General features: G+C 73.9%; 22 protein-coding genes. 14 read left to right on the top strand and 8 right to left on the bottom strand.

Annotation, left to right across the window (positions count from 1 at the left end):
* Nucleotides 1–67: 67 nt before the first annotated feature.
* Nucleotides 68–1,693 (bottom strand): FAD-dependent oxidoreductase, encoded by a 1,626-nt coding sequence (locus ACZ58X_RS10315; RefSeq protein WP_470333223.1) that lies wholly within the window; start codon nt 1,691–1,693, stop codon nt 68–70.
* A 301-nt stretch (nt 1,694–1,994) separates the two neighbouring features.
* On the opposite strand from ACZ58X_RS10315, the gene ACZ58X_RS10310 reads away from it, so the two are divergent.
* The 9 genes from ACZ58X_RS10310 (at nt 1,995) to ACZ58X_RS10270 (ending at nt 8,773) form a co-directional block, all read left to right on the top strand.
* Nucleotides 1,995–3,161 carry a SchA/CurD-like domain-containing protein gene (locus ACZ58X_RS10310; RefSeq protein ID WP_470333222.1) on the top strand — a complete coding sequence of 389 codons (1,167 nt, stop codon included), beginning with the start codon at nt 1,995–1,997 and terminating at the stop codon, nt 3,159–3,161.
* 32 nt (nt 3,162–3,193) lie between these two features.
* Nucleotides 3,194–3,637 carry a cupin domain-containing protein gene (locus ACZ58X_RS10305; RefSeq protein ID WP_470333221.1) on the top strand — a complete coding sequence of 148 codons (444 nt, stop codon included), beginning with the start codon at nt 3,194–3,196 and terminating at the stop codon, nt 3,635–3,637.
* The gene (locus ACZ58X_RS10300) at nt 3,634–4,890 is read left to right on the top strand and encodes a beta-ketoacyl-[acyl-carrier-protein] synthase family protein (RefSeq protein ID WP_470333220.1); all 1,257 of its coding nucleotides are present in this window, start codon (nt 3,634–3,636) and stop codon (nt 4,888–4,890) included. Before ACZ58X_RS10305 ends, ACZ58X_RS10300 begins: the two co-directional genes overlap by 4 nt.
* Nucleotides 4,891–4,895: 5 nt before the next feature.
* Nucleotides 4,896–6,137: a beta-ketoacyl synthase N-terminal-like domain-containing protein gene (locus ACZ58X_RS10295; RefSeq protein WP_470333219.1), complete on the top strand. Its 1,242-nt coding sequence runs from the start codon at nt 4,896–4,898 to the stop codon at nt 6,135–6,137.
* A 43-nt stretch (nt 6,138–6,180) separates the two neighbouring features.
* On the top strand, nt 6,181–6,441 hold the full coding sequence (locus ACZ58X_RS10290; RefSeq protein ID WP_350505640.1) for an acyl carrier protein: 261 nt from the start codon (nt 6,181–6,183) through the stop codon (nt 6,439–6,441).
* A gap of 1 nt (nt 6,442) precedes the next feature.
* A complete protein-coding gene (locus tag ACZ58X_RS10285) occupies nt 6,443–6,898 on the top strand; it encodes an SRPBCC family protein (RefSeq protein ID WP_470333218.1) in 456 nt (151 codons plus the stop codon).
* Entirely contained in the window at nt 6,895–7,224 is a 330-nt protein-coding gene (locus ACZ58X_RS10280; RefSeq protein WP_470333217.1) for a TcmI family type II polyketide cyclase, read from the top strand. Before ACZ58X_RS10285 ends, ACZ58X_RS10280 begins: the two co-directional genes overlap by 4 nt.
* 301 nt (nt 7,225–7,525) lie before the next feature.
* Nucleotides 7,526–7,960, top strand: a complete 435-nt coding sequence (locus ACZ58X_RS10275; protein ID WP_470333216.1) for a hypothetical protein — start codon at nt 7,526–7,528, stop codon at nt 7,958–7,960.
* Between the two features lie 111 nt (nt 7,961–8,071).
* Nucleotides 8,072–8,773 carry a class F sortase gene (locus ACZ58X_RS10270; RefSeq protein ID WP_470333215.1) on the top strand — a complete coding sequence of 234 codons (702 nt, stop codon included), beginning with the start codon at nt 8,072–8,074 and terminating at the stop codon, nt 8,771–8,773.
* A gap of 95 nt (nt 8,774–8,868) precedes the next feature.
* On the opposite strand, the gene ACZ58X_RS10265 is transcribed toward ACZ58X_RS10270, so the two are convergent.
* On the bottom strand, nt 8,869–9,903 hold the full coding sequence (locus ACZ58X_RS10265) for a methyltransferase (RefSeq protein ID WP_470333214.1): 1,035 nt from the start codon (nt 9,901–9,903) through the stop codon (nt 8,869–8,871).
* A gap of 58 nt (nt 9,904–9,961) precedes the next feature.
* The gene (locus ACZ58X_RS10260) at nt 9,962–11,053 is read right to left on the bottom strand and encodes a right-handed parallel beta-helix repeat-containing protein (RefSeq protein WP_470333213.1); all 1,092 of its coding nucleotides are present in this window, start codon (nt 11,051–11,053) and stop codon (nt 9,962–9,964) included.
* A gap of 305 nt (nt 11,054–11,358) precedes the next feature.
* Here ACZ58X_RS10260 and ACZ58X_RS10255 point away from each other — a divergent pair, with 305 nt between their 5' ends.
* Together ACZ58X_RS10255 and ACZ58X_RS10250 are read left to right on the top strand one after the other, a co-directional pair.
* Nucleotides 11,359–12,300, top strand: a complete 942-nt coding sequence (locus tag ACZ58X_RS10255; RefSeq protein WP_470333212.1) for a deoxyribonuclease IV — start codon at nt 11,359–11,361, stop codon at nt 12,298–12,300.
* Between the two features lie 129 nt (nt 12,301–12,429).
* Entirely contained in the window at nt 12,430–14,520 is a 2,091-nt protein-coding gene (locus ACZ58X_RS10250) for an MMPL family transporter (protein WP_470333211.1), read from the top strand.
* 97 nt (nt 14,521–14,617) lie between these two features.
* Here ACZ58X_RS10250 and ACZ58X_RS10245 read toward each other — a convergent pair whose 3' ends face one another.
* Nucleotides 14,618–14,842, bottom strand: coding sequence for a hypothetical protein (locus tag ACZ58X_RS10245; protein WP_402484201.1), 225 nt, complete (start codon nt 14,840–14,842; stop codon nt 14,618–14,620).
* A gap of 401 nt (nt 14,843–15,243) precedes the next feature.
* Between ACZ58X_RS10245 and ACZ58X_RS10240 the strand changes: the two genes are divergently transcribed.
* Entirely contained in the window at nt 15,244–16,704 is a 1,461-nt protein-coding gene (locus tag ACZ58X_RS10240) for an amino acid permease (RefSeq protein ID WP_470333393.1), read from the top strand.
* A gap of 240 nt (nt 16,705–16,944) precedes the next feature.
* Nucleotides 16,945–17,592 (top strand): HNH endonuclease family protein, encoded by a 648-nt coding sequence (locus tag ACZ58X_RS10235; protein ID WP_470333210.1) that lies wholly within the window; start codon nt 16,945–16,947, stop codon nt 17,590–17,592.
* A gap of 89 nt (nt 17,593–17,681) precedes the next feature.
* On the opposite strand, the gene ACZ58X_RS10230 is transcribed toward ACZ58X_RS10235, so the two are convergent.
* The gene (locus ACZ58X_RS10230) at nt 17,682–18,599 is read right to left on the bottom strand and encodes an SDR family NAD(P)-dependent oxidoreductase (RefSeq protein WP_470333392.1); all 918 of its coding nucleotides are present in this window, start codon (nt 18,597–18,599) and stop codon (nt 17,682–17,684) included.
* A gap of 134 nt (nt 18,600–18,733) precedes the next feature.
* Between ACZ58X_RS10230 and ACZ58X_RS10225 the strand changes: the two genes are divergently transcribed.
* Nucleotides 18,734–19,402: a TetR/AcrR family transcriptional regulator gene (locus tag ACZ58X_RS10225; RefSeq protein WP_470333209.1), complete on the top strand. Its 669-nt coding sequence runs from the start codon at nt 18,734–18,736 to the stop codon at nt 19,400–19,402.
* A gap of 27 nt (nt 19,403–19,429) precedes the next feature.
* Here the strand turns inward: ACZ58X_RS10225 and ACZ58X_RS10220 are convergent, their stop codons facing one another.
* From ACZ58X_RS10220 to ACZ58X_RS10210, 3 genes are all read right to left on the bottom strand, one after another.
* Entirely contained in the window at nt 19,430–20,269 is an 840-nt protein-coding gene (locus ACZ58X_RS10220) for an IS5 family transposase (protein ID WP_470333208.1), read from the bottom strand.
* A 231-nt stretch (nt 20,270–20,500) separates the two neighbouring features.
* On the bottom strand, nt 20,501–21,907 hold the full coding sequence (locus ACZ58X_RS10215; RefSeq protein WP_470333207.1) for an MFS transporter: 1,407 nt from the start codon (nt 21,905–21,907) through the stop codon (nt 20,501–20,503).
* A gap of 65 nt (nt 21,908–21,972) precedes the next feature.
* A complete protein-coding gene (locus ACZ58X_RS10210; protein WP_470333206.1) occupies nt 21,973–23,379 on the bottom strand; it encodes a hypothetical protein in 1,407 nt (468 codons plus the stop codon).
* Nucleotides 23,380–23,586 lie beyond the last annotated feature (207 nt).

Genomic DNA, 23,586 nt, shown 5'->3' with positions numbered 1-23,586 from the left:
CATGACACCTGGGACCTGACAGGACGGGCCCGCCGGTCGCGACGACCGGCGGGCCCGTCCGCGTGCGTCAGAGGTCCAGCACCGCCCGCAGCGCGGCCTCCACCTCGGCCTCCGGGTCCTCCGCCGGCCCCGGCGAGCGCCAGGCCACGAAGCCGTCCGGGCGCACCAGCAGGGCGCCGCCCGGGCCCACCCCGTGCAGGGCGGCGAAGTCGCTGCCCGGCTCCGGCGCCAGGTCGTCCTCGGCGCCGTCGCCGATCCGGTAGGCGTCCAGCGGGACGGCCAGCCGGTCCGCGGCCCGCCGGGCGCCCTGCTGCCAGGCCGCGCCCTCGGGGTCGGTGAGCAGCACCATCGCCTGCTCGTACAGGTCCAGCGTGGACAGCCGCACGCCCGCGCACAGCAGCCACTGGTGCGGGGCCCGGCTGCCCGGCTCGCCCGCCGACTCGAACTGCTCCGGGACGACCGCGCCCTGCGGGTCGGTGCCGACCACCGCGCCCCGCGGGTAGCGGTAGCCGAGCGCCACCGCCAGCACCCCGGCCTGCCGCCCGACGCCGGGGACGACCGCGTAGCCGGGGTGGCTGTGCTCGGCGGAGCGGGCCGAGGCGCGCTCGCCGGTGACCTCGGCGACCGGGCGGCGCTCCTGCCCGTACGTCTCCAGCAGGCCCGGCCCGGCCCAGCCGCAGAGCACCGCGGCCAGCTTCCAGGACAGGTTGTGGGCGTCCTGGATGCCGGTGTTGGAGCCGAACGCACCGGTCGGCGACATCTCGTGGGCGGCGTCCCCGGCGAGCAGGACCCGGCCGACGCCGTACCGCTCGGCGACCCGTTCGGCGGCGTGCCAGGGCGCCTTGCCGGTCACCTCGACGTCCAGCTCGGGCAGGCCGACGGCGGTGCGGATGTGCCGCTCGCAGCGCTCGTCGGTGAAGGACTCCAGGGGCTCGCCGTGCTCGGGGTGCCAGGGCGCGTGGAAGACCCACTCGGACTGGTTGTCCACCGGCAGCAGCGCGCCGTCCGCCTCCGGGTCGGTCAGGTAGCACGCGATGAAGTGCCGGTCGCCGACCACGTCGGCCAGCCGCTTGGAGCGGAAGGTGATGCTGACGTTGTGGAACAGCTCGCCCTTGCCGCCCTGGCCGATGCCCAGGCCGGTCCGGACCGGGCTGCGCGGGCCGTCCGCGGCGACCAGGTACTCCGAGCGCACCACCCGCTCCTCGCCGGTCTCCCGGCTGCGCAGCACCGAGGTGACGCCGTCGGCGTCCTGCTCGAAGGAGATCAGCTCGGTGCTGAACCGCAGGTCCGCGCCGAGGTCGCGGGCCGAACGCAGCAGCACCGGCTCCAGGTCGTTCTGGCTGCACAGGCACCAGGAGCTGGGGCTGAACCGGGCCAGCCGCCCGCCCGGGTCGATCTCCCGGAACAGCCACTCCTGCTCCTCGCCGGTCAGCGAGGGCGCTTGCAGGATGCCGTGGTTCGGGGCCAGCACCGAGGCCGCCTCACGGATCGCCGGCTCGATCCCGGCCACCCGGTACAGCTCCATCGTGCGGACGTTGTTGCCGCGTCCGCGCGGGTGATGCGAGGTGTCGGCGTGCTTCTCGACCAGCAGGTGCCGGACACCCAGCCGACCGAGGAACAGCGAGGCCGACAGCCCGACCAGGGAGCCGCCCACGATCAGGACCGGCACCCGTTCGTCCACCTTCGGTTTCATCAATTGCTCCACCCTGTAAGGGGATTCCGCGGCCCGGCGACTGGACTCGGCACCGCCCTCGACGGGCCCGCTCAGCCGGGGCCCCGCTCTTCCATCCCCCGCCCGAGGGGGGCTGTGCCGCCCCTTCGCCCGGATGGCCCGCAAATCTCGCGCCGCGCCCGGTCGGCCGCTCACGATCGACCTCAGGCCTGGCGCCGAACGCCCGGGCCGCCCGCCACCGCACCGCCCTCCCCAGCCGGGAGCACCCGCCGGACGCGGCCGCCACGGCCCGCCGCGTGCGGCCGAGAGCAGAAAGTGGATCATGACGACTCTGTCCGAACCGCAGCCGAAGCAGCACGAGGAATCCGACACCCGGCTGAGGGTGGTGCTGATGCTGGAGATCCAGGACGGCGCCCAGCAGCGTTTCCTCGACGTCTACGAGCAACTGCGCCACCAGGTGGCCTCGGTGCCAGGCCATGTCAGCGACCAGCTGTGCCAGTCCATCAACGACCCCCGCCAGTGGCTGATCACCAGCGAGTGGCAGGACCAGGAGACCTTCCTCCAGTGGGTGGACAGCCCCGCCCACCGCGAGATGGTCAAGCCGATGCACGGCTGCGTCAGCGACAACTTCCGCTCGCTGCGCTACGCGGTGCTGCGCGAGACCTCGGCGGCCGGGTCCACCGGCACCAGGGCCCCGATGGAGGTGCCGCCCGGCCTGCCGCGCAGCGAGCCCGCCGGGCACGTCGGCCCGCCGCGCGCCGACCCGGGCCCGGACGGCGTGGTGCGCCACGCGCTGACCTTCACCGTCAAGCCCGGCAGCGAGGCCGAGGTGGCCCGCATCCTGTCCGGCTACGCCTCGCCCCGGGCCGAGGTGGACGAGCACACCCGGCTGCACCGCACCTCGCTGTTCATGCACGGCAACCGGGTGGTGCGCGCGGTCGAGGTGGTCGGCAACCTCGGCGACGCGCTGCGCCACGTGGCGATGCAGCCCGAGGTGCGGGCGGTCGAGGAGGAGCTCAACCCGTACCTGGAGGAGGCCCGGCAGCTGGGCGACCCGCAGTCGGCCCGGGCGTTCTTCGCCAAGGCCGCGCTGCCCGCCCGGCACCAGGCGATCGCCAGCTCCCCCTCCTCCGGGCGGCTGCACCGGCACGCCGTGCTCTACCCGGTGCGCCCGGGCCGGGGACCGGCCCTCGCCGAGCTGCTGTTCGACCACGACAACCTCGCCACCGCCGACCCGACCGGCCCGGTCGCCGCGGCCACCGTCTTCCAGCGCGAGGACACCGTGGTGCGGCTGGTCGACCTGCGGGTGCCGGCCGAGGCCGAGCCCGCCGCCGCGCTCGGCGTGGCCGGCGACCGGGAGGCCGCCGAGCTGGCCGCCCTGCTGGACCTCGGCCCCGCCGGGGACCTGCGCACCGCCGCGGGCCTGGGCGCGTTCCTCGCCGCCCGCGCCATGAGCCCGGTCACCGACCGCAGCTCGCAGAACGACTGACACCCGGCCACCCCTCCCGGAGGAAAGCCATCATGACCACGCAGTTCCCGCCGATCATCAACGTCGACGAGGCCCCGGAGAACCGCCGCCACGGCGCCCTGTTGCGCACCATGCTCACCCCTCCCAGCTGCGGGGCGACCAGCGGCTTCATGGGCCTGGCAATCATCGAGCCCGGGGAGCGGATCAACGAGCACTACCACCCGTACTCCGAGGAGTTCGTGTTCGTCGTCTCCGGCGACCTGGAGGTCGACCTGGACGGGGAGACCCGCCCGCTCAAGCCCGACCAGGGCCTGATGATCCCGATCAACATGCGCCACCGCTTCCGCAACGTCGGCGACACCGAGGCCCGGATGGTCTTCCACTGCGGCCCGCTCGCGCCCCGCCCCGACCTGGGCCACGTGAGCACCGAGGAGACCGCCGGCGCCGGGGAGTCCGCCGCCGCCGGCCCCCCGGAACACGCCAAGGTGGCCTCGTGACACGGCGCGTCGCCGTCACGGGGATCGGTGTGGTCGCGCCCGGAGGGATCGGGATCCCCGCGTTCTGGGACCTCCTGACGGCCGGCCGCACCGCCACCCGGGGCATCACGCTCTTCGACCCGGCCGGGTTCCGCTCCCGGATCGCGGCCGAGTGCGACTTCGACCCGGCCGCCCACGGGCTCAGCCCCGAGGAGGTCCAACGGGCCGACCGCTACGTGCAGTTCGCGATGGTCGCGGCCGCCGAGGCGGTCGCCGACGCCGGGCTGGACCTGGCCGCCGAGGACCCGTGGCGGATCGCCGTCTCGCTCGGCACCGCCGTCGGCGGCACCACCCGGCTGGAGCACGACTACGCCCTGGTCAGCGCCTCCGGCGCGCGCTGGGACGTGGACCACCGGCACGCCGAGCCCCAGCTGCACCGGGCCTTCGCGCCCAGCACGCTGGCCTCCGCGGTGGCCGAGCGGGTCGGCGCGCACGGCCCGGTGCAGACCGTCTCGACCGGCTGCACCTCCGGCCTGGACGCGATCGGCTACGGCTTCCAGGCGGTCGAGGAGGGACGCGCCGACATCTGCGTCGCCGGCGCCTCCGACTCCCCCATCTCGCCGATCACCGTCGCCTGCTTCGACGCCATCAAGGCCACCAGCGAGCGCAACGACGACCCGGAGCACGCCTCCCGCCCCTTCGACGCCCACCGGGACGGCTTCGTCCTCGGCGAGGGCGGCGCCGTCCTGGTGCTGGAGGAGCTGAAGCACGCCCGCCGCCGCGGCGCCCGGATCTACGGCGAGATCGGCGGCTTCGCCACCTTCGGCAACGCCTACCACATGACCGGCCTCACCAAGGAGGGGCTGGAGATGTCCCGGGCGATCGACCACGCGCTCGACCACGCCAAGGTCGACCGCGGCGACGTCGACTACGTCAACGCGCACGGTTCGGGCACCAAGCAGAACGACCGGCACGAGACCGCCGCGGTCAAGCGCTCGCTGGGCGGCCACGCCTTCGAGACGCCGATGAGCTCGATCAAGTCGATGGTCGGCCACTCGCTGGGCGCGATCGGCGCGATCGAGGTGGTCGCCTGCACCCTGGCGCTGGCCCACGGCGTGGTGCCGCCGACCGCCAACTACGAGACTCCGGACCCGGAGTGCGACCTCGACTACGTGCCGCGCACCGCGCGCGAGCTGCCGCTGAGCCACATCCTCTCGGTCGGCAGCGGATTCGGCGGATTCCAGTCCGCCGTCGTGCTCAACAGAACGGGGTGAGTTCCATGACGTCACGTCAGCAGGGCCGCCGGGCGGTCGTCACCGGTCTCGGCGTGGTGGCGCCGAACGGTGTCGGGGCCGACGCCTTCTGGAAGGCCACCAGGCAGGGCGTGAGCGTCCTCGACCGGATATCCCGCGAGGGCTGCACCGGGCTGCCGCTCAGGGTCGCGGGCGAGGTGCGGGAGTTCGAGCCGCAGTCGGTGATCGACAGCCGCTACCTCGTGCAGACCGACCGCTTCACCCACTACGCGATGGCCGCCGCCGACCTGGCGGTGGCCGACGCGGGGTTCCGGCCCGACCCCGAACGGCCCTTCGCGGTCGGCGTGGTGACCGCGGCCGGCTCCGGCGGCGGCGAGTTCGGCCAGCGCGAACTCCAGCAACTCTGGGGCCAGGGGCCGCGGTTCGTCGGACCGTACCAGTCCATCGCCTGGTTCTACGCGGCCAGCACCGGCCAGATCTCGATCCGCGGCGGCTACAAGGGCCCGTGCGGGGTGGTCGCCAGCGACGAGGCCGGCGGCCTGGACGCGCTCGCGCACGCCGCCCGCTCGGTCGAGCGCGGCACCGACGCCGTGGTGGTCGGCGCCGCCGAGGCCCCGCTCGCGCCGTACTCCATGGTCTGCCAGCTCGGCTACCCCGAGCTGAGCCTGGCCGACCGGCCGGACGCCGCCTACCTGCCGTTCACCGCGCAGGCCTGCGGCTTCTCCCCCGCCGAGGGCGGCGCCATGCTGCTACTGGAGGACGAGTCGGCGGCCCGCCGGCGCGGCGCCGCCGTCCGGGCCCACCTGGCCGGACACGGCGCCACCTTCACCGGGGCCTCCCGCTGGGAGGAGTCCCGGGAGGGACTGGCCGCGGCGATCCGGATCGCGCTGGACGAGGCCCGGATCGCGCCCGAGGAGGTCGACGTGGTCTTCGCGGACGCGCTCGGCGTCCCCGCCGCCGACCGGGCCGAGGCCCTGGCCCTGGCCGACGCGCTCGGCCCGGCCGCCGAACGCGTCCCGGTCACCGCCCCCAAGGCCGGCACCGGGCGGGCCTACTGCGGCGCCCCGATGCTGGACGTCACGGCCGCCGTGCTCGCCATGGAGGACGGCGTGCTGCCGCCCACCCCCAACGTCACCGAGGTCTGCCACGACCTCGCCCTGGTGACCGGCCGCGCCCGCCCGGCCGAACTGCGCACCGCGCTGGTGCTCAGCCGCGGGCTGATGGGCTCCAACTCCGCGCTGGTGCTCCGCCGCGGGGAGCCGACCTGACCCCCGCACCCCCGATCCACTGGACCTCCCCGAAGGGAACCCCGTGAGCAACACCCTCAGCTATCCCGAACTCGCCGCCCTGCTCCAGGCCCGGGCCGGCGTCACCGTCGCCCCGGGCGACCTGGAGCAGCCGGGCGCGCAGTTCGACGACTTCGGCGTCGACTCGCTCGGACTCCTCGGCGTCGTCGGCGAGTTGGAGAACCGGCACAGCCTCAAGGTCACCTCCGGCGCCGAGTCCGCCAAGACCCCGGCCGAGTTCCTGGAGCTGGTCAACACCTCCCTCTCCGCGAAGGCCGGTGCCTGAGATGCCCGGACACACCGACAACGAGATCGTCATCAACGCCCCGCTCGACCTGGTCTGGGAGATGACCAACGACCTGGAGAACTGGCCGGACCTGTTCAGCGAGTACGCCTCGGTCGAGGTGCTGGAGCGCGACGGCGACCGGGTGCAGTTCCGGCTCACCATGCACCCGGACGAGAACGGCCAGGTGTGGAGCTGGGTCTCCGAGCGCACCACCGACCGGTCGTCGCTGGAGGTCAACGCCCGCCGGGTCGAGCCCGGACCGTTCGAGTTCATGCAGATCCGCTGGGAGTACGCCGAGGTCCCGGCCGGCACCCGGATGCGCTGGATCCAGGACTTCGCGATGAAGCCCACCGCGCCGGTGGACGACAACGGCATGGTCAACCACATCAACAAGAACTCCCGGATCCAGCTGCAGCTGATCCGCGAGAAGGTCGAGAAGCGGGCGGCCGAGCGGTGACCGGCGCCCACCGCGCGCTGATCGTCGCGCGGATGAAGCCCGAGGCCGCCCCGGACATCGCCGAGGTGTTCGCCGACTCCGACCGCGGCGAGCTGCCGCACCTGATCGGCGTCACCGGGCGCAGCCTCTTCCAGTTCGGCGACGTCTACCTGCACCTGATCGAGGCCGACCGCCCGCCGGGCCCGGCCGTCGCCAAGGTCCTCGGCCACCCGGAGTTCCGGACCGTCAGCGACCGCCTGACCGCCTTCGTCCAGGCCTACGACCCGGCCACCTGGCGCGAGCCGAAGGACGCCATGGCACGCGAGTTCTACCGCTGGGACCGCTGAGCCGCGTCCCCGCTCCGCTCTGGGCCCGCCCCCGGCACCGCGCCGGGGGCGGGCCCATGCGCGCGCCGGGGACGGTCCCTACCACCCCGCCCCGAATCCGAATCACCCGGATCGCCGGGCCACCCGGGTGAACACGCCCCGGACTCCACCCGAAGGGCGCACTCTCCGTACCGACGCTGCCACGCTCGGGTGGCAGGCGGCCCCACCGTGGTTGACGGTGGATCAGGCGCCACTTGTTCGCGAGTCCCCTGACCGGCACCGTGCCGGCGGTCGCGGCCCGCGCGCCGGAAGGATCATCCTCATGCGTTCTGCACGCACGCTGCTCGCCGGAGCGGCCGTCGCCGCCGTCCTCACCGTCGGCACCCCCATGGCCTTCGCCGACGGCTCCTCCTCGGACCAGGGCAAGAACCTGACCTGGCAGGAGAAGCAGCCCGAGAAGGGCGGCTCCGACAGCTCGAAGGGCTACGACGACAAGAAGTCCGACAGCAAGGGCTCCGGCGAGCACAAGGGCTCCGAGAGCAAGGGCTCCGACGAGCACAAGGGCTCCGAGAGCAAGGGCTCCGACGGCCGGGAGGAGGAGCACACCCCGCACGGCGGCGTGCACACCGGCGGCGGCGGCCTGGCCCTGTCCGGCGGCGGCCTCGCCTCCGGCGCGGTGCTGCTGCTCGGCGGTCTCGGGGCCGGCGCGATCGCGCTGCGCCGCGGCCGTCGCACCTCCGGCGCCGCAGCCGTCTGACGTCCGCCACCGCCGCCTCTGGGCGCTCCCCCCTCCCGGGCGGGGGCGCACGGGGGCGGCGGGCCGTCGCGGAACAGGCTCCCGACGAAGGACTTCGAGCGGAGGACAGGAATGACCGGCGGTCCCGGGTCCGGAATGCCCCGGCTGCTGCGCGGCGGGATGGGCGCGGCAGCGGTCGGCCTGCTGCTGATCTACAACTCGGTGGACACCGGACCCACCGAGGACCAGGCCGCCGGCCAGGCCGCTCCCCCGGCTGCGGCCGCCCCCGCCGTCCCCGGCCCGGCGGCGGCCACCAGCGGCGCCACGGCACCGCCCGCCGCGCCCGCCGCGCCCGGCGCGCCGGTGCTCAAGCGGTCCAAGCCGACCCGGCTGCGGATCCCGCAGATCGCCGTCGACGCCCCGTTCACCGAACTCACCCTGGGCCCGGCGGGACAGCTCAACGCGCCCCCACCGGACGACAAGAACCTGGTCGGCTGGTACCGCGACGGCGTCACCCCGGGCGAACGCGGCAGCTCGGTCGTCGCCGGCCACGTCGACACCACCAAGGGCCCGGCGGTCTTCCTGCTGCTGAGCCTGCTGCTGCCCGGCAACAAGGTCGAGGTGAGCCGCGCCGACGGCACCGTCGCCGTCTTCTCGGTCGACAACGTGGAGACCTTCGCCAAGAACGCCTTCCCCGACCAGAAGGTCTACGGCAGGACGCCGGACGCCCAGCTCCGCCTGATCACCTGCGGCGGCACCTACGACAAGAAGCGCCGGGACTACCTGGACAACGTGGTGGTCTTCGCCCACCTGGAGTCCTCCCACAAGGCCTGAACACCACAGAGCCTGAACACTATGGGGCCTGAACACCCCGACGGCCGCTGCTCCCCCGGACCGGGGAGCAGCGGCCGTCGGGCGCCTGCGGCGGGTCAGCCGCGGACGGTGGACTCGAAGGCGTGGAGGTAGGGGTTGACGGGGCGGACGGCGGCGACGTCGAGGCCGGCCTCCTGCATGAGGTGGACCATGCTCTCCTCGGAGTGCTTGGCTCCGCCGACGTTGAGCATCAGCATCAGGTCCATCGCGGTGGTGAAGCGCATCGAGGGGCTGTTGTCGACGAGGTTCTCGACCACCACGACGCGGGCGCCGGGGCGGGCCACGGCGACCACGTTGGCGAGGGTGCGGCGGGTGCTGTCGTCGTCCCACTCCAGGATGTTCTTGATGATGTAGAGGTCGGCGCGCACCGGGATCTCCACCCGGCAGTCGCCGGGGACGAGGCGGGCGCGGGCCGAGAAGGCGCCGCCGTCCTGGAGGCGGGGGTCGGCGCCGGCGACCACCTTGGGCAGGTCGAGCAGGGTGCCGTGCAGGGCCGGGTGCTTCTCCAGCAGGCTGGCGAGGACGTGGCCCTGGCCGCCGCCGATGTCGGCGACCGAGTCGATGCCGGTGAGGTCCAGGTAGTCGGCGAAGTCCCGGGCGGACTGCCGGCTGGAGGTGGTCATCGCCTTGTCGAAGACCTTCGCCGAGTCGCCGGCGTCGCTGTGCAGGTAGTCGAAGAACTCCTTGCCGAACAGCTCGGGGAAGACGTTGCGGCCGGAGCGCACCGCCTCGTCGAGCTTGGGCCAGGCCTCCCAGGTCCACGGCTCGGTGCACCAGAGGGCGATGTGGCGCAGGGAGTTGGGGGCGTCGTCGCGCAGCAGGCGGGACATCTCGGTGTGCTCGAAGCGGTCGTCGCCGGTCTCCGCGAAGATCCCGTAGCAGGTGAGCGCGCGCAGCAGGCGGCGCAACTGGCGGGGTTCGGTGTCGAGCCGCGCGGCGAGTTCGGTGACGGCGGTCGGGGTGTCGCCGAGCACGTCGGCGACGCCGAGCCGGGCGGCGGCGCGGACGGCGGCGGCGCAGGCGGCGCCGAAGACGAGTTCGCGCAGGCGCATCGCCGGCTGGGGGGTGGGGTTGACGGGGGCGGTGGTCATGGGCTGGTCCTTGTCGGTCGGGGCTCGGCGGGAGGTCGGCGGGCGGTGGCCGGGCGGGTCAGCAGCGGCCGGAGGGCACGGAGACCGCGCAGGTGTTGCGGGTGAAGGAGTTGTCGGTGCCGGTGTCGCGGTCGGCGAGGTCGGCCGGGCCGTTGCCGCTCAGCCGGTTGTCGGTGACGGTGGCCCGGGTGTTGGGGATGCCGACGACGCTCTTGAACAGCACGATGCCGCCGGAGAAGTCGGTGGATCCGACGTTGTCGCGGACCTCGTTGTCGGTCACCCGGGTGTCCTCGGTGCCGGTGAGCACGATGCCCGCGCCCTGGATGGCGCCGAGGCGCGGATTGGCCGGGCAGAACTTGTTGTTGGCGACCACCCGGTTCCGCCGGACGTCGAGGTCCCCGGCCCGGGGCACGCCCTCGTCCCCGACCACGAAGACGCCGCTGCAGTTGCCGCTGACCTCGTTGCCCTGGACGGTGAGCACGCGCAGCCGGCGCACGGTGACGCCGACCCGGTTCCCGGTGAGCACGTTGCCGTCGACGAGGGTGCCCCCGGTGTCGGGCGCGCCGCCCTCGCGGTAGGCGTAGTTGGCGAGGAAGACACCGGACTGGCCGTTGTCGACGGAGCGGTTGCCCACGATGGTGGCCTTGGTGGAGATCTCCTGGCTGATGCCCTGCTGGGCGTTGTCGTGGACGTAGGTGGCGCGGACGGTCAGGCCCGTGGTGCCACTGGCGTCGATGCCGTTCTTGCGGAAGCCGGTGACGGCGAGGGCCTCGACGGTGACCCCGGACAGCGGGGCCTGCTCGGTGCCGACCACGCAGACGCCGTGCCCGGCGGTGGCGCAGGCGTTCTCGGTGCCGTCCCCGGGGGTGATCTCGGTGGCCGCTCCGGCGCCGCGCAGGGTGAGGTGGGGGGTGGTGATGCGGACGCTGCCGCGGTAGCTGCCGGGCAGCACCTGGACCGTGTCGCCGGGGGCGGCGGCGTCGACGGCCCGCTGGATCGATTCTCCGGGGTGGACGAGGTGGAGGGCGCCGTCGGCGGCGTGGGCCGCGGGTGCGGCGGCCAGGGTGGCGAGGACGGTGGTCAGGGCGGTGGTCAGGGCGGTGGCGGCGGCGGTGGCCGCGGCGAGGTGGTGGACCCGGCGCGTGGGCATGAGTGGTGACCTGTCTTTCGGCGCGCGCGGTGGGGCGGTGGGCGCGCTGGTCGGCTGCGGGAGGGCGGAGGGGACGGTCCGACCCGGCGTGTGCGGGTGGTGACGTTCGGTGAGTACGGCCGAGTCGACGGTACGGTCGCCCCCGGGGGCCCGCCACCAGGGCTGGGCTGCCGGACTGACGGGCCGTCGGCCATTGGGACGGCCCCGACGGTTCCCGCCGGGCGCGCCCCGGCGTGGCGCGCGCACCCGGCGCGGGGACGGGCCCGCGCGCCGTCGCCGTCCGGGCCCGTGACATCCTCGGGGACATGAGCACCGCGACCGGACCGACCCCCGCCGCCCGCCGGAACCCGATCGGCGCCCACGTCCCGGTGGCCGGCCGGGGCCTGGCCGGGACGGGCCTGGCGTACGCGAGCCGGGTCGGTGCCGAGACGGTGCAGGTGTTCGTGGCCAACCCGCGCGGCTGGGCCACGCCCGCAGGGAACCCGGCCCAGGACGAGGAGTTCCGTACGGCCTGCGCCGAGCAGGGCATCCCGGCCTGGGTGCACGCGCCGTACCTGATCAACTTCGGCTCGGACAACCCGGCCACCCGGGAGCGCTCGGCCGACTCACTGCGGCACTCGCTGCACCGCGGCCACGCGATCGGCGCGCTCGGCGTCGTGCTGCACACCGGCTCGGCCGTCGGCACCGCGCCCGGCGGCGGTTCGCGCCGGGCCGAGGCGATGGCGCAGGTGCGCGCCGACGTCCGGCCGCTGCTGGACGAGCTGGACGCGCTCGGCGACGACGCGCCCTGGCTGCTGCTGGAGCCGACCGCCGGCCAGGGCAGCTCGCTCTGCTCGCGGCTGGAGCAGCTGGCCGAGTACGTGGAGGCGCTGGACGGGCACCCCAAGGTCGGCGTCTGCCTGGACACCTGCCACGCCTTCGCCGCCGGGCACGACCTGGCCGTCCCCGGCGGGGTGACGGCCGCACTGGACGCGCTGGCCTCGGCCGCCGGTCCGGGCCGGCTGCGGCTGATCCACGCCAACGACTCGGAGGACGTGGTCGGCGCCCGCAAGGACCGGCACGCCAACATCGGCGCCGGGATGATCGGCGCGGAGCCGTTCCGCGAGCTGTTCGAGCACCCGGAGACGGCCGGGGTGCCGCTCCTGGTGGAGACCCCGGACCGCAAGCACGGCGGGGACGGCACCGGGCACGCGATGGACATCGCGGTGCTGCGGGAGCTGCGCGAGCGGGCGGCCGTGCCCGTCTGACCGTCCGGCCGCCCGGGCGCCCGGCCGTCGCCCCGCCAGGCCGTCGCCCGCCGGCACTGCCTCCGGAGCTGCCGGTCGGGCGGGGCGGTGGCAGGCTGGAACGAGTCACTGCCACCTGGGGACGGATGCATGTCCACGACTCGGAGGCTGGTCGCGCTGCCCTGCGGGCGCCGGAGCAAGTGGGTGGTGCTGGCCCTGTGGCTGGTGCTGCTGATCGCGCTGGGCCCGCTGGCCGGGAAGCTGACGGGCGCCGAGGACAACCAGGCGTCCAGCTGGCTGCCGGGCAGCGCCGAGTCCACCCAGGTGCTGAACGAGCAGCGGGCCTTCCGGCCGGTGGACACCGCCCAGGCCGTCGTCGTCTACCAGCGGACCACCGGCATCACCCCGGCCGACCGGGCCGCGGCGGCCCGGCAGGCCGTCGGGTTCGCCGCCGTCCCGCACGTGGTCGGGCCGGTGATCGGCCCGGTGGTGTCCGCCGACGGGCAGGCGATGCAGACCATCGTGCCGATCGACGTCGGCACCAACGGCTGGAACGACCTCAAGCCCGCCGTGGACACCCTGCGGCAGACCGCGGCCGCCGACAGCCCCGGCATGACCACCCACGTCACCGGCCCCGGCGGGATCGCCGCCGACCAGGCCAAGGCCTTCGCGGGCATCGACGGCTCCCTGCTCGCCGTCACGGTGAGCGTGGTGATCGTCCTGCTGCTGCTCACCTACCGCAGCCCGGTGCTGTGGCTGCTGCCGCTGCTCTCCGCCGCCGGTGCGCTGACCGTCTCCCAGGCCTTCATCTACCTGCTGGCGAAGCACGCCGGGCTGACCGTCAACGCGCAGAGCGCCGGGATCCTGATCGTCCTGGTGCTGGGCGCGGGCACCGACTACGCCCTGCTGCTCACCGCCCGCTACCGGGAGGAGCTGCGTCGGCACGAGGACCGGCACGAGGCGATGGCGTACGCCCTGCACCGGGCCGGGCCCGCCGTACTGGCCTCCTCGGCCACCGTGGTCGCCTCGATGCTGTGCCTGCTGATCGCCCGGATGAACTCCACCCGCGGCCTCGGCCCGGTCCTGGCGATCGGTGTCGTGGTCGCCCTGGCCGCGATGCTGACCCTGCTGCCCGCGCTGCTGGTGATCGTCGGCCGCTGGGTGTTCTGGCCGGTCAGACCGGCCTACGGCACCCCGGAGCCGACCCGGACCGGCCGCTGGGCGCACGTCGGCGCCTGGATCGGACGGCGGCCGCGCAAGGTGTGGGTCGGGACGGCGCTGGCGCTCGCGGCCTGCTGCGTGGGGCTGGTCTCGCTGAACGCCAACGGGCTCAGCACGGCCGCCTCCTTCACCGGCACACCGGACTCGGTGGTCGGCCAGCAGGTGCTGGAGCAGCACTTCCCGGGCGGGACGGGCGCACCGCTCACCGTGATCTCCGACGCGGCCGCCGCCCCGGCCGTACGGGCCGCCGCGCAGTCCACCGCCGGGGTCTCCGCCACCTCGCCACCGGTGGTGCGGGACGGGCGGGCGCTGTTCCAGGCCACCCTGGCCGACCCGCCGGACAGCCAGGCCGCCAAGGCCACCGTCGACCGGGTGCGCGCCGCGGTGCACGCCGTACCGGGGGCGGACGCCAAGGTCGGCGGGAACACCGCCGTCGTCCTGGACGCCGGGCGGGCCGCCGGGGACGACAACCGGGCGATCATCCCGCTGGTGCTCGGCGTGGTGCTGCTGATCCTGGCCGTGCTGCTGCGGGCCGTCACCGCGCCGCTGGTGCTGATCGCGACCGTGGTGCTGTCGTACGCGGCGGCGCTCGGGATCAGCTCGCTGTTCTTCGCGCACGTCTTCCACTTCCAGGGCGAGGACAACGCGTTCCCGCTGTTCGTCTTCGTCTTCCTGGTCGCGCTGGGGATCGACTACAACATCTTCCTGATGACCCGGGTGCGGGAGGAGTCCGCCCACCACGGCACCCGGCAGGGCGCGCTGATCGGGCTGTCCGCAACCGGCGGGGTGATCACCTCGGCCGGGCTGATCCTGGCCAGCACCTTCGCCGTGCTCGGGACGCTGCCGGTGGTGGGGCTGGCCGAGATCGGGTTCGCGGTGGCACTGGGGGTACTGCTGGACACCCTGGTGGTGCGCTCGGTGCTGGTCACCGCGCTGACCATGGACCTGGACCGGCACCTGTGGTGGCCGGGGCGGCTGTCCCGCGCGCCGGCTGCGCCCTCGGTGTCCGGACGGCCGTGAGCCCGGGGGCCGGACGGCCGTGAGCCCGGGGGCCGGACGGCCGTGAGCCCGGGGGCCGCTGTGCGCGGTCCCCGGGCTCAGCTGCGGGTCAGCCGGATCAGCAGTCGCCGATGCAGGCGTCCTCCATGTGCGAGTGGGCGTTCAGCCAGCTGGCGTGCGGGCCGAAGAGGCCGACACCGGCCGAGCCCGACTCCAGGCTCGCGCTGGACGAGGAGTCCGACGCGTGCCACGCCGCCATCGCCGGAGCCGGCGCGGCGAGGGCGGCAGCGCCCGTCACGACGGTGATCACGGCGAACTTGCGGATGTTCCCACGAAGCGACATCTGATGTCCTCTTGGTTGGTCTCTGGTCGTCAACCCGCGCCCCCGAACGGCCAGTTCGAGCCGGTCCGAAAGGCCGGGCGGCGCTCCACCGGGGAGCGCCGGGCCAAGGTTGGCACACGAACCCGCAGGCGGCGCGCGCGCCGCAGCCGCGCTGAGTCATTCGGGTGACACATCTCCCCCGGCCGGACGAACCCGGTCGTACACCCGCGTTCCGGGTCGAACGCCCTCACGGGGCGCACCGGACGAGTGCCGGTCCGACGGGCGTGCGACCGCAAGTCTTGCGGTGTTCCGTCGGGTGAAATGAACAAATACCGTCGATTTGGTGCAAGGTGCCACCCAGTCCGAGCATGAACGGTCGCTCCACCGAGCGCAGGCAGGACCACGAAAGGCGCACCACCCTCATGCAGACCAGCCCCGCCGCGACCCGGCAGGCGAGCCCGCAGGCGACCCCGCAGGCGACTCGACCGAGCAGCCCGGAGGCCCCGGACCAGGCTCCGGCTCCGGCTCCGGCTCCGGCTCCGGCGAAGAGCGGCCGCTTCGGGCTGCCCGTCGCCACCGCCCTGGTGATGGGCAACATCATCGGCGGCGGCATCTTCATGATCCCGGCCGCCGTGGCTCCCTTCGGGACGGTCAGCCTGCTCGCCTTCGCCGTCATCACCGTGGGCTCGATCGCGCTGGCGCTGGTCTTCGGACAGCTGGCCCGCCGCACCCCGCGCACCGGAGGGCCGTACGTCTACGCCCGCGAGGCCTTCGGCGACTTCGCCGGCTTCCTGTCGGCGTGGTCGTACTGGATCACCGCCGTGGTCAGCAACGCCGCGCTCGCCGTGGCCGCCGTCGGCTACCTGGACGTGCTGCTGCCGATCCACCACGACATCACGCTGGAGATCACCGCCGCGCTGGCCCTGCAGTGGCTGCCCGCACTGGCCAACCTGGCCGGCACCCGGTACGTCGGGGCGGTCCAACTCGTCTCCACCGTCCTGAAGTTCATCCCGCTGCTGCTGATCTCGGTGGGCGGGCTGTTCTTCTTCGACCCGAAGAACGTCGGGCCCTTCGAGGCCGGCGGCCAGGGCTGGATGGGCGGCATGACCGCTGCCGCGGCGATCCTGATGTTCAGCTACGTCGGCGTCGAGTCGGCCGCGATGAGCGCCGGCCAGGTCCGCGACCCGGAGCGCAACGTCGGCCGGGCCAGCGTGCTCGGCACCAGCGGCGCCGCGGTGGTCTACCTGCTCGGCACCCTCGCGGTGTTCGGCACCGTCGCGCACCAGCAACTGGTCAACTCCAGCGCGCCGTTCTCGGACGCCGTGAACGCCATGTTCGGCGGCACCTGGGGCGGCACGGTGATCGCCGTCGCCGCGCTGGTCTCGATGACCGGCGCGCTCAACGGCTGGACCCTGCTGGCCGCCCAAGCACCGTACGCGGCCGCCGGGGACGGCCTGTTCCCGGCCGCCTTCGGCAAGGAGAAGCGCGGCGTGCCGACCTTCGGCGTGCTGGTCAGCGTGGCGCTCGCCTCGGTGCTGACCGTCGTCAACTTCGCCAGCGGCGCCAAGGGCGCGTTCGACGTGCTGGTCCTGATCACCACCTTCACCGCCGTCGTGCCCTATCTGCTGTCCACCGCCGCCCAGTTGTACTGGCTGGTCCGCGGCGCCACCGACAAGGTCGACGGCACCCGCCTGGTCCGCGACGCGGTGCTCGGCATCGGGGCCTTCGCCTTCTCGATCTGGCTGCTGGCCGGGGCCGGCTACGCCGCCGTCTACCAGGGCGTGTTGTTCCTGTTCGCCGGCATCCTGGTCTACGTCTGGCTGGCCGGCCGCCGCCACCGCCAGGCGCAGGCGCAGGGGCAGGGGCAGGCGCGGGTGAACTGACCGCCGGCCTCGGCGAGGTCCGCAGGACGAACGGCCGAGGGGTCCGGGACGCACAGCCGCGTCCCGGGCCCCGTCGTATCCGGGCCGGGTGCCAACGGCCCCCGGGGCCGCCGGAGTTGTCCGTACCCGTCCGATGTCCACGAGGATTTCACTTCCGGGGTCTACCCGCGTAGCCGCGGAGCCGACACACTGGCGCACGCAACTCATCAGTCAATCCGATCTTCTGATGGAGCGTTCGCCATGGCCCCCACCGGATCCATACGCCGGTTCCTGTCCTGCCTGCCGGCCGCCGCCGCCCTCGTCGCCGCGACCGTGGTCGCCGGCGGCAGCCCGGCCCAGGCCGCACTGCCGACCCCGATCTCCGCCGCCACCGCCCGGCTCTACCTCGACGGGATGACCGCGACCCCCGAGACCCACGCGGACAGCTACGACAGAACCCTCTTCCCCACCTGGATCAAGATCAGCGGCAGCTGCGACACCCGCAAGTGGATCGTCAAGCGGGACGGCACCGACGTCACCACCGACACCTCCTGCAAGGCCACCAGCGGCAGTTGGACCTCGCCGTACGACGGCGCCACCACCACCAACCCGTCCACCTTCGACGTGGACCACCTGGTGCCGCTCTCCGAGGCCTGGGCCTCCGGCGCCTGGGCCTGGACCACCCCCCAGCGCCAGGCCTTCGCCAACGACGTCACCCGTCCCCAGCTGATCCTGGTCTCCGCCGGCAGCAACCGCTCCAAGGGCGACCGCGACCCGGCCGAGTGGCTCCCCCAGGCGTCCTACCGCTGCACCTACGCCCGCGCCTGGGTGCAGGTGAAGCAGTACTACGGGCTCAGCGTGGACAGCACCGAGAAGACCGCGCTCACCGGCATCCTCGACAACTGCTGAGACCGCGCCCACTCCCCGGCCCGGCGCGGACCCCGCGCCGGACCGGGACGCCCCGCACTCCCCACCGCCCCGCACCGTCCGGCCGGGGTTCAGCGCCCGGAGTCCGGCGGGAAGGCGACCGGGTAGGGCTCGGTGAAGTCGGCCGAGCGGGAGACCTCGCGCCACCTGGTGTCCTCCTCCAGGAGCCGGCGGTCCTGCGCGATCGAGGCCTCGGCCGCGTTGACCCCGAGGGGCAGGTGATCGGGGACGTCGCGGCGCTTGGCCATCCGCACCAGGATCCCGGCGGCCCGGACCGGGTCCCCGGCGGCGCCGTCGCCCCCCTGCCGCAGCCGCTCGTTGATCGCGCCGACCGTCTCCGCGTAGGCCTCCGGGATGTCGTGGACGACCATCGAGGCGCCGGCCCAGTCGGTGCGGAAGCCGCTGGGCTCGACGACCAGCACCTTGACGCCGAACGGCGCGAGCTCGGACCGCAGGACGCGGCTGAACCCGTCGATGGCGAACTTCGCCGCCTGGTACGAGGCGATGCCCGGCGAACCGCCGACCCTGCCGCCCACCGAGGAGAACTGCATCACCAGGCCGCCCTTCTGCTCGCGCAGCAACGGCAGCGCGGCCTTGGTGACGTGGTAGACGCCCCAGAAGTTGGTCTCGAACTGGGCCCGGAAGTCGGCGTCCTCGGTGGTCTCGATCGGCGAGACGTTGGCGTACCCGGCATTGTTGACCAGTACGTCGATCCGGCCGAAGGCGGCCCGCGCCTGCGCGACGGCCGACCGGGCCGCCGCCGGATCGGTGACGTCGAGCGCCACCGGGCGGACGCTCTCGCCGAACTCCTCGACGAGGTCGGCCAGCTGCTCCGGCCGCCGGGCCGTCGCGACCACCAGGTCACCGGCCTCCAGCGCCGCGCGCACCAGGCTCCGGCCGAAGCCGCGCGAGCTGCCGGTGATGAACCAGACCTGCTCCTTGCGGTGCTCCACGGTCTCCACGGCCTCCGCGCTCTCCGTGTCGCCCATGTGGTTCATGTCGTTCATGTCGCTCACGCCGCCCTCCGTCGCGTTCCGCTCGATGCCATGAGTAGAACACCGTTGCGCTAATAGTGCAACGCCGTTGCGGTATTACGGCAACACCGTTGCTCTACCATGGGTGGATGGCAGAAGCACCGGAGTTCCAGCGCGCACGCTCGCCCGAGGCCAAGCGCCGACGCGAGGCCTCGATCCTGGAGGCGGCCGCGGCACTCGGCCGTGAGCGCGGCATCAGGGAGATCACCCTGACCGACATCGCCGCCGCCGTCGGGATGCACAAGTCGGCGCTGCTGCGGTACTTCGAGACGCGCGAGGAGATCTTCCTGCGCCTGACCGCCGAGGGCTGGGCCGAGTGGTCGCAGGCCCTCACCGCGCGGCTGCGGGAGACCCCGGACCCGAGCCCGGCGACCGTCGCCCGGGCGTTCGCGGGCACCCTCGCGGACCGCGGGAGCTTCTGCGACCTGCTCGCCCACGCGCCGCTCAACCTCGAACGCCACGTCTCCGTCGCCACCGTCCGCGACTTCAAACTCGCCACCGTCGCCGCCCGCGAGCCGATCACCGCGGCGGTCCAGGAGCAGCTGCCCGCCCTGGACGACCAGGACGTCCTCGACCTGATCGCCACCGCCGTCTCCCTCGCCGGCGCCATGTGGCAGATCGCCAACCCGGGCCCCGAGGTCGCCGCCCTCTACCGCAGCGACCCCCGCCTCGCCCACGCCGTCGTCGAGGTCGAACCCCGGCTCGCCCGCGTCCTCACCGCGACGATCACCGGCCTGGCCGGGAAGTCCGGGGTTTAGTGGGCGTTTCGTTCCTGCTTGTCGAGGTCAGGTTCCGCGCCAGGTCGGGGTGGATTCGCCGGTGAGGCGGCGGGTCATGAGGCTGATCATCGCGACGTGGATCATGGCTTCGGAGCGCACGGGGAGGGCTTCGTAGTCGCGGGCCAGGCGACGGTGGTTCATCAGCCAGCCCAGGGTGCGTTCGACGACCCAGCGGCGGGGCTGGACGGAGAATCCCCTGGTCGTGGGGTCGCGGAGGACGATCTCGACGTCGATGCCGAGGGTTGCGCCGTGTTCGATGACGGCGTTCTTGTAGCCCATGTCGGCCCAGGCCTTGTGAACGGTGGGGTGGTCGGTGGCCACCCGGGTCAGCAGCTGCCGGCCGGCCGTGCCGTCGTGCACGCTCGCGGCGGTGACCAGCACGGCGAGCAGGAGGCCGAGGGTGTCGGTGACGATGCTCCGCTTCCTGCCGACGATCTTCTTCCCGACGTCGATGCCCTGGGTCGCGGCGGGGACCGTGGTTGCGGTCTTCACGCTCTGGGAGTCGAGGATGCAGGCCGTCGGGTCCGGGCTGCGGCCCTCGGCCGTGCGGACGAGGCGCCGGAGCAGGCCGTTGAGCTGCTCGAACACCCCGTCGCGCTGCCAGCGGGCGAAGTAGGCGTAGACGGTCTGGTGCGGCGGGTAGTCGTGCGGGAGGTAGCGCCAGGGGATGCCGGTGCGGTCGACGTAGAGGATCGCGTCCAGCAGGTCACGCAGCTCGTGCTCGGGTGGTCGCCCGAAGGCCAGGGCCCGTGCGGCACGTTCCTCGCGCCAGGCGGTGAGGGTGGGTTCGACCAGGGCCCAGCGGGCGTCGGACAGGTCGCTCGGATACGGTCGGCGGGCCGTCATGATGACGGAATACTGCGGGATCGCTGCTCTGGCCAGAGGCCGCGGCAGTCGCGGGACAAGTGCCATCGGGCCCGGCCTCCTGGGACGAGACAGGACGAGCCACACGGTTCGGACAGGCTATCCAGCACCAGCGGCACTCCAGCCACCCCGGCCTCGGGAGTCGCGCCGGACGGGCCCGCAGATCTTCCCAAGAGCCGGGATCAACTGGCATGTTCCTAGCTGAAACGCCCACTAAGGCGTGTCCGGCGGCTCGGGCCGGGACGGGAAGGCCCGCAGCGTCCGGAGGTCCGCGGTCGCGATCAGGGGCAGGCAGGACAGCAGGCCGATCCCGGCGATCGTCCACAGCGTGGGGCGGGTGCCGAGGACCGAACCGAGGTAGCCGCCGGCCAGCGCCCCGAGCGGGCGGGTGCCCCAGATGGCGAACCGGACGGAGGCGTTCATCCGGCCCTGCAGACCGGTGGGGGTGATGGCCTGGCGCAGGCTCACCTGGCCGATGTTGTAGACGGTGATGCCGCAGGCCATGATGCCGGTCGCGACGCCCAGGGTCGGCACGGCACGGGCCGGCGCCGCGGTCGCGAGCACCAGCACGGCGATCCCCGACATCGACTTGGCCGCGACCAGGACGGGGCCGAGGCCGACGCGCCTGATGACCCGGCCGCTGAGCGCGGCCCCCAGCAGCGCACCGCAGTTGCCCACGCTCAGGGCCAGCCCGAGCTCCCCCGGCGAGAGCCGCAGGTCGCGCAGCGCGTACGCGGTCAGGACGGCCCCCAGCGCGCCGCTCAGGCCGACGAGGTTGCTGATGCCCGTGGCCAGGGTCAGCGAGCGCAGGGTCCGGTGGCCGAAGACGAACCGCAGCCCCTCGGCGATCCGGGTGCGCATCCTGGTGCTCGTCCGCGGCACCGGCACCCGGGGCGTCCGGATGAGGCAGAGGAACAGCGCGGACACCAGGTAGCTCACCGAGTTGACGACCAGGACCAGGGGCGCGGCGACGGCCTGCAACAGCAGGCCGCCGATGCTGGGGCCCGCCAGCTCCGCCGTCGAGCGGGAGAACTCGAGCCGGCTGTTGCCGTCCGGGGTCTGCTCCCGCGCCACGACCGTCGGCAGGAACGCCTGGTCGGCGATGTCGAAGAACACCGTGCACAGCCCGATGGCGAACCCGACCGCACAGAGCAGCGGCACGCTCAGCACCCCCGCGAGGTGGGCGACCGGCAGCAGGGCGATGGTCACGGCCCGGCCGACGTCCGCCACGACCATCACCCGCCGGCGGTCCCACCGGTCGAGCAGCGCGCCCGCCGGCAGGCCGACCAGCAGGAACGGCAGGGACTCCATCGCCGAGACGAGTCCCAGCTGGCCGGTCGAGGCCGACAGGGTCGTCAGGGCGAGCACGGGAATGACGAAGAACGTGATCCGCGTCCCGAACTCGCTGACGGTGTGCGCCGACCACAGGACCTGGAAGTTCCGTTGCCGCCAGACGCTGACCGGCGGGCGGGGCAGGGGCCGGGGCCGGTCGGGAGCAGCCGCCCCCGGCCCCGGATCGGCCCCCACGGTCGCCAGGTCCGGGCCCGGGCCCAGGTCCAGGTCCACATCCAGGTCGGGGCCTGTGTCGACGTCCTCGGTCCCTCGCCTCCGGTCGGTCACCGAGCGCCCCGGCGCGGGGCGCTCGCGCTGCGATCCCGGGGGCGACGCCACCTCGCCCGGCCGGTTCACAGGTACAGCGGGTGCGGCCGTCCGGAGCCCGCGACGTTGTGGCGCTCCCCGTGGCCGGCGCGGGAGAAGGCCGAGACCAGACGGCCGTCGACGGCGCCCAGGGCCACGTCGTGGCGGGGAGCCGGCCCGTCCACGACACCGAGGAGGTGGGGGCTGGTCACGTACTCCTGGACGAGCCAGCCCTCGGTGCCCGCGAGCTCGACGGCGGCCTCCCAGGTCGGCGCGTCGGCGGCCTCCCGGCCGATCACCACGCCGTTGCCGCGGGTGTCCAGCGGGCGCTTGAGGACGTAGCGGTCGCGGTCGCGGAGGACGGCGCGCAGCGTCGCGGCGTCGCAGTGCGCGAGGTTGCGCGACCACGGGATCGTCGGCCGGACCCGGCGGTAGTCGGCGGCGTCGAAGAGGTGGGCGAAGCGCGGGTCGGAGAGCACGGCCAGGCACAGCTTGTTGTCGCCGATCAGGCGTCCGCGCAGCCCGTTCTGCACGAACAGCCGGCCCTCACGCACGGCCTCCAGGTAGGGCGCCGCGTCGTCGCCCATCCGCAGCAGGTCCTGGATGCCGACCTTGGCGAACGCGTGCCGCACCGGCTCCCCGCGTACGGCGATGCCCTGACGCCCGTCGAGCGAGAGTTCGCGCGGGTCCGCGTGCAGGACCCGGACGCCCAGGGCCGTCAGCGCGGTGTCGTAGTCGCGGGTGTCGGCGCGGTAGCTTCCGTCCGGGCAGAGCAGGGCCACCGTCTCCGGGCGGGTCCCGGTGTGCTGCTCCGCCAGGCGCAGCAGCCAACTCCCCGGCCAGAGCGGGTCGTCGGCCGGCAGCGGGGGCGGCACCTCGACGCCGTGCCGGGCCAGCAGCGGCCGCCAGGCCGACCGGCCCCGGCCGGCCCCGGGCAGGCCCCCGGGGCAGTTGGCGTTGGTCTCCAGCACCCGGAGCGTGCCGTCGGCCTGGGGCAGCAGGTCGATCCGCAGCAGGTGCACCCGGGTGTCGCGGGCGGCGGCCACGTGCTCGCGCAGCACCTGGGGAAGCGTCAGCACCTCGCGCAGGTGGCGGTCGTGCTCCCAGGCGGCCACCACCGCCTCGATCACCCGGTGGTACGAGGCGACGAACGCGTCCAGCTCGCGGCGCAGCTGCGGGCGCACCCGCAGCGGCAGTCCCTGCGGTTGCGGCTGCGCCCGGACGATCTCGAAGACCTGCGACTCGGCCAGTTCGCGCCCTGCGGCCGTCCGCGCGATCGCGACGACTTCCCGGGTGAACTCCTCGTCCAGCCCGGGCCAGGTGTACCCGCCGGTCCTGGGCCCGTCCGGGGACGGCACGTGGGGGCGGGCCGGCATGACCGTGGTCGTGCCGGTCGGCCCGCCGACCGTGCCCTGTTCGCCGCCGGGGCCGCCGGGGCCGGGAATCGACTGCATGATCCGGTGTCCTTCCGCAGATGGGAGGCGTGCGCCCGCGCCCCGCCACGGCCGGTGCACACACGTGATCCCGGAGTATCCAGCCACCTGCGGACGACTCGGTGGACCGCAGCGCGCGGTTCGTCAGATCGAGTGAGGGGCCGAACGCGCACGGGATCGCCTGCACCGGTCCGTCCGCACCGGTCCGTCCGCGTCGCCCCGCCCGCC

The organism is Kitasatospora sp. NPDC040550, from assembly GCF_055594965.1.
The sequence above is the reverse complement of the archived record's forward strand: the minus strand, read 5'-3'. Positions and strand labels throughout refer to the sequence as shown.

Bases quoted from the DNA above. Each gene is read 5' to 3' on its own strand.
- ACZ58X_RS10315 (WP_470333223.1), bottom strand. From the start codon at position 1,693: ATGAAACCGAAGGTGGACGAACGGGTGCCGGTCCTGATCGTGGGCGGC.
- ACZ58X_RS10310 (WP_470333222.1), top strand. From the start codon at position 1,995: ATGACGACTCTGTCCGAACCGCAGCCGAAGCAGCACGAGGAATCCGAC.
- ACZ58X_RS10305 (WP_470333221.1), top strand. From the start codon at position 3,194: ATGACCACGCAGTTCCCGCCGATCATCAACGTCGACGAGGCCCCGGAG.
- ACZ58X_RS10295 (WP_470333219.1), top strand. From the start codon at position 4,896: ATGACGTCACGTCAGCAGGGCCGCCGGGCGGTCGTCACCGGTCTCGGC.
- ACZ58X_RS10285 (WP_470333218.1), top strand. From the start codon at position 6,443: ATGCCCGGACACACCGACAACGAGATCGTCATCAACGCCCCGCTCGAC.
- ACZ58X_RS10275 (WP_470333216.1), top strand. From the start codon at position 7,526: ATGCGTTCTGCACGCACGCTGCTCGCCGGAGCGGCCGTCGCCGCCGTC.
- ACZ58X_RS10270 (WP_470333215.1), top strand. From the start codon at position 8,072: ATGACCGGCGGTCCCGGGTCCGGAATGCCCCGGCTGCTGCGCGGCGGG.
- ACZ58X_RS10265 (WP_470333214.1), bottom strand. From the start codon at position 9,903: ATGACCACCGCCCCCGTCAACCCCACCCCCCAGCCGGCGATGCGCCTG.
- ACZ58X_RS10260 (WP_470333213.1), bottom strand. From the start codon at position 11,053: ATGCCCACGCGCCGGGTCCACCACCTCGCCGCGGCCACCGCCGCCGCC.
- ACZ58X_RS10255 (WP_470333212.1), top strand. From the start codon at position 11,359: ATGAGCACCGCGACCGGACCGACCCCCGCCGCCCGCCGGAACCCGATC.
- ACZ58X_RS10250 (WP_470333211.1), top strand. From the start codon at position 12,430: ATGTCCACGACTCGGAGGCTGGTCGCGCTGCCCTGCGGGCGCCGGAGC.
- ACZ58X_RS10245 (WP_402484201.1), bottom strand. From the start codon at position 14,842: ATGTCGCTTCGTGGGAACATCCGCAAGTTCGCCGTGATCACCGTCGTG.
- ACZ58X_RS10240 (WP_470333393.1), top strand. From the start codon at position 15,244: ATGCAGACCAGCCCCGCCGCGACCCGGCAGGCGAGCCCGCAGGCGACC.
- ACZ58X_RS10235 (WP_470333210.1), top strand. From the start codon at position 16,945: ATGGCCCCCACCGGATCCATACGCCGGTTCCTGTCCTGCCTGCCGGCC.
- ACZ58X_RS10230 (WP_470333392.1), bottom strand. From the start codon at position 18,599: ATGGGCGACACGGAGAGCGCGGAGGCCGTGGAGACCGTGGAGCACCGC.
- ACZ58X_RS10225 (WP_470333209.1), top strand. From the start codon at position 18,734: ATGGCAGAAGCACCGGAGTTCCAGCGCGCACGCTCGCCCGAGGCCAAG.
- ACZ58X_RS10220 (WP_470333208.1), bottom strand. From the start codon at position 20,269: ATGACGGCCCGCCGACCGTATCCGAGCGACCTGTCCGACGCCCGCTGG.
- ACZ58X_RS10210 (WP_470333206.1), bottom strand. From the start codon at position 23,379: ATGCAGTCGATTCCCGGCCCCGGCGGCCCCGGCGGCGAACAGGGCACG.